The following is a 3,471-nucleotide window of genomic DNA, read 5'->3' on the forward strand; positions in this document are numbered from 1 at the left end:
AGGGTCCCTTGTGCATCCCATACCATGAGTTTCGGAACGCCTTCCACCTCAAAATGCTTCGCAAGGCCCGGCGTGGCGCGATAGATGGGAAAATTGACCTTATTCTCATCCACATACGTCTTGAGGGTATCTTCGTCAAAATCGAGGGAAATGCCGATAAGACGCATCTCGTCGTCCGAGACGCTACGCCGCAGGGTCAAAAAGTCCGGCATCTCGCGAACGCAGGGCGGGCACCACGTGGCCCAAAAGGACAACACCACAACGCGGCCTGTGGAATCATCCACGATATCCTGAAGCGCCTTCGCATCCACGCCGCCCAGATAGCCTGCATTGACGCAGACGGGCGAAAAAAGGGTGAAAAGAACTGCCAAGGCAATCAAACGGTTCCGGAAAAAGTCGACCAGACGGCGCTTTTTTCTTGCGCTGCAAATCACTGCAAACACACGGCAACTCCTTGATCAAAAGCGTGCACACGCTTCGTCGAGAAAAACGGACCCTTGGTGCAATAATCGCGAATATCCGTCCCTGCCAAGGGTTCTATGGTCTTTATTCTCGCGGGTGGTTCCATCAATATGTTGAGGAAAGCATACCACGTCCACCGCCTCTTCGACCACGGCGACGACATATAAACAAAGCGCATTACCCATGACAGAACCACTTGCCACTGATGCCTCTTTTAGGATCCTCCCTACCCCGTTTGCGGGGATTTTTTCGGAGAGGAAGTCGAACACTGTTGGCTTTGGCGCGACCAAAAAGCGCAAGATCAGCAAAACGCTGTGGTTTGTTGAGCGCGACGCCGACGGCAAAACGACCATCCGGCCGGTCAACAAGAACCTAATCCCAACGGGCAGCACCAAGCCCATCTCCCCAGAGACCGTGCTGGAGAAGTATTCTCCGGAGCCGGACCTGTACATGACGCACACGGCCCCGCGCATGCGCCAGCTTGAGCAAACCGTAGACGAAGGGGACGAGCACCGGGAAAAGGGCGAGTTGTATAGCGCGGAATTTCAGTACACCAATGCGCTGGAGATTGACGAGGACCACATCCGCGCCAACTTCGGCATTGGGCTGACGTACCTCGAACGAGGCGAGAACAAAAAGGCGCAGGCAGTGCTGGACAAGCTGGTCACGCTGGATGCGGCCTTTACGGAGCAGCACAAGCACCTGTTCAACGAGTTTGGCATCCGGCTGCGGCGCAACGGCATGTTCAAGGAATGCATCCGCTACTACAAGCGCGCGCAGGAGCTGACGGGCGAGGACGACCACCTGCTCTTCAACATTGCCCGCGCGCACTTTGAGGCGGAGGAATTTGATCAGGCGATGAAGCTCCTCAAGGAAAGCCTGTCCATCAATCCTGAATTGTACGAAGCGCGCATGCTCCGCAAGGCGCTGCATAAGGCCAAGCCGTCGCTCCGGGACGGAGGAGCCATTAAAATTACTGGCATCTAAAGCGCATCACAACAACGAAACGCCACCACGGGAGAACCGGGTGGCGTTTTTTCATGAACGAGAGATGGACGGTGGTGGGGGCTTAGGACTGGGCAACCATGATGCGCCCGGTGTTCACCTCGGGGAGCACCTCGCTTCCGGAAAAGCGGCTGTTTGCGGCGGGGTCGAGGGTCATGGTGGGGTGCATGCCCATGCGGTCGGAGGGGGCGACGCCCATCTGCGTCCGCTGGGCAAAGCCTGCGGCGCGGGCGGCTTCGCGCTGGGCCATCTCGGCCGCGCGCGACTCCTTCAAATTATACAGCGTATAGGGCGGCAACCGGCGAAACATCCGCCGGAAGGCTTGTGCGTGCTGGGAATCGTACAAAATAAGCATATGGGCCTCACGGTGCTGGGGATGGCCGCGCGCCGCCCTGACGATGGCTGCGGCCAGACACTCCTATGATGCCCCCGGCGCGGCGCAAAGTCCACCCCAAGGGCTGACGGTGACCGCTTTCTGGCGTAGGATGGGCCGCGGCCGGACGCTGGTCTGCGCCTGCAGTTTTTTTATGACACATACACCCGTGCCGCAAAAGCGGCGCGCTTGAGGAGAAAGAAGTATGGCCCCCGGCTCCACCCGTTTTACACCCCGCCCGCCCTTTGACCCCGCCCGCTTTTGCGAGCTTGCCGAGGCCCCTGCGCTGAGCGAGGCGGAAACCCAGCGCCTTGCGGCCACGTGGGACCGCTGGACCGAGCGCCTTACGGCGTGCGCGGTGCGCACCGGCGGCGGCACGCGCCTGCTGGCGTGGCTGGACAAAGCGGTGGAGGACGAAATTGATGGTTGCTGGACTGCGGAGCCGCGCGCGTCCTTTTTGCTGCATGTGCTGGCGCTGAACCTGCTGATGGCGGCCACCGCGCAGTTGGTGCCGCAAATTGCGCAGCACGGCTGCGCCCCGGTCCCTGCGCCGGACCATGAGCTGGCGGCGGTTTCGGACCGCTTTGGCCTTGTCTGGACATCGGAAACAACTCTTGAGCGGCGCTACGCGCTGGTCACTCCCATGCCGTGGCAGGGCGGATGCTCCATATGTCTTTTGCAAAACAGTTGCCCCAAGATGCGCACACCATCCGAGAGTGCCTGATATTTCCCACAATCCATACGCCACAGTCTTTGCTAAAGTTTTTTGCACACCCAGCCGATAGAGACTGTAACAGCAACCGGACGGCATGGTCGCGAATGCCATACCCGAAACATGGAGGTTTCGACATGGCCATATCAAGCATCTCAAACGCATCGACCAATGGTTGGGAAGTCCTTTCGGCGGACCGTCAGAAGTCCCTTGCCAATTCCATGAAGGACATCCAAAAGGCAAAGCTGCAGCGCGAAGTGTACGCGGACCCGGGCATGGCCTCACGGCTTATCGCCATTGAAGCGTCGCCCGTGTACAACTCCAAGGGAGAGCTCATCCCCTCGGTTGGGGGCTGATTCCCCCGCACCGCCGCGCTGTCCCTTGCCACGCACCGGAGCTGACATCTGTTCAGGCATGAAAACTGCATTTCATCTACAGCAGGATTCAACACAGAATTCACCGCAGCCACCAGACACCGCCAGAGCCATTTGACACTCCGGTCTCCGGTGCATATTTTAGAGATGGAGCCGCAGGGCACCAGCCCAGGCTCAAGGGAGGGAACATCGTGGATATCAAGGGTATCGGTCCGGGAAGGACTCCCTACGATCAGCTGAAGATCCAGCAAGACCGCGAACGTGAAGAGCTTTCGCCCGATGTCAAAAATTCGTCGGGTGAAGCACGGGACGCCGTCTCCGTCAGCGGAGACGCCCGCCTGCTCTCCACAGCGCGCGAGGTCGCGGCGGAAGCCCCAGACACGCGCGAGGACAAAGTCGCCCGCTTGAAGGAGCAGGTCCAAAACGGCACCTACTCGCCAAACGGCCGCCTTATCGCGGACAAGCTCATTTCCGAGGAACTGGACCTCTGGCAGTAAGCCAGAGCCGACATACTCGCACGCACGGCGGGGCGGCTACCCCAGGGG

General features: G+C 59.6%; 6 protein-coding genes. 4 read left to right on the forward strand and 2 right to left on the reverse strand.

The genetic code is table 11. The features are described from left to right. A partial coding sequence (locus tag ACY69P_RS15260) for a TlpA disulfide reductase family protein (RefSeq protein WP_462328091.1) occupies positions 1 to 371 on the reverse strand: 371 nt, incomplete at its 3' end. Between the two features lie 274 nt (positions 372 to 645). On the opposite strand from ACY69P_RS15260, the gene ACY69P_RS15265 reads away from it, so the two are divergent. Beyond that, on the forward strand, positions 646 to 1,449 hold the full coding sequence (locus tag ACY69P_RS15265) for a tetratricopeptide repeat protein (protein WP_462328092.1): 804 nt from the start codon (positions 646 to 648) through the stop codon (positions 1,447 to 1,449). Between the two features lie 82 nt (positions 1,450 to 1,531). Here the strand turns inward: ACY69P_RS15265 and ACY69P_RS15270 are convergent, their stop codons facing one another. Beyond that, a complete protein-coding gene (locus ACY69P_RS15270; RefSeq protein WP_459898273.1) occupies positions 1,532 to 1,822 on the reverse strand; it encodes a hypothetical protein in 291 nt (96 codons plus the stop codon). A gap of 223 nt (positions 1,823 to 2,045) precedes the next feature. Between ACY69P_RS15270 and ACY69P_RS15275 the strand changes: the two genes are divergently transcribed. The 3 genes from ACY69P_RS15275 (at position 2,046) to flgM (ending at position 3,423) form a co-directional block, all read left to right on the forward strand. Next, positions 2,046 to 2,564 (forward strand): hypothetical protein, encoded by a 519-nt coding sequence (locus ACY69P_RS15275; protein WP_462328093.1) that lies wholly within the window; start codon positions 2,046 to 2,048, stop codon positions 2,562 to 2,564. Positions 2,565 to 2,689: 125 nt separating this feature from the next. After that, positions 2,690 to 2,908: a hypothetical protein gene (locus ACY69P_RS15280; protein ID WP_459898270.1), complete on the forward strand. Its 219-nt coding sequence runs from the start codon at positions 2,690 to 2,692 to the stop codon at positions 2,906 to 2,908. 209 nt (positions 2,909 to 3,117) lie between these two features. After that, the gene (gene flgM, locus ACY69P_RS15285; protein ID WP_404845994.1) at positions 3,118 to 3,423 is read left to right on the forward strand and encodes a flagellar biosynthesis anti-sigma factor FlgM; all 306 of its coding nucleotides are present in this window, start codon (positions 3,118 to 3,120) and stop codon (positions 3,421 to 3,423) included. Positions 3,424 to 3,471 lie beyond the last annotated feature (48 nt).

This window comes from Desulfobaculum sp. (genome assembly GCF_054921475.1).

Bases quoted from the DNA above. Each gene is read 5' to 3' on its own strand.
- ACY69P_RS15270 (WP_459898273.1), bottom strand. From the start codon at position 1,822: ATGCTTATTTTGTACGATTCCCAGCACGCACAAGCCTTCCGGCGGATG.
- ACY69P_RS15280 (WP_459898270.1), top strand. From the start codon at position 2,690: ATGGCCATATCAAGCATCTCAAACGCATCGACCAATGGTTGGGAAGTC.
- ACY69P_RS15275 (WP_462328093.1), top strand. From the start codon at position 2,046: ATGGCCCCCGGCTCCACCCGTTTTACACCCCGCCCGCCCTTTGACCCC.
- ACY69P_RS15265 (WP_462328092.1), top strand. From the start codon at position 646: ATGACAGAACCACTTGCCACTGATGCCTCTTTTAGGATCCTCCCTACC.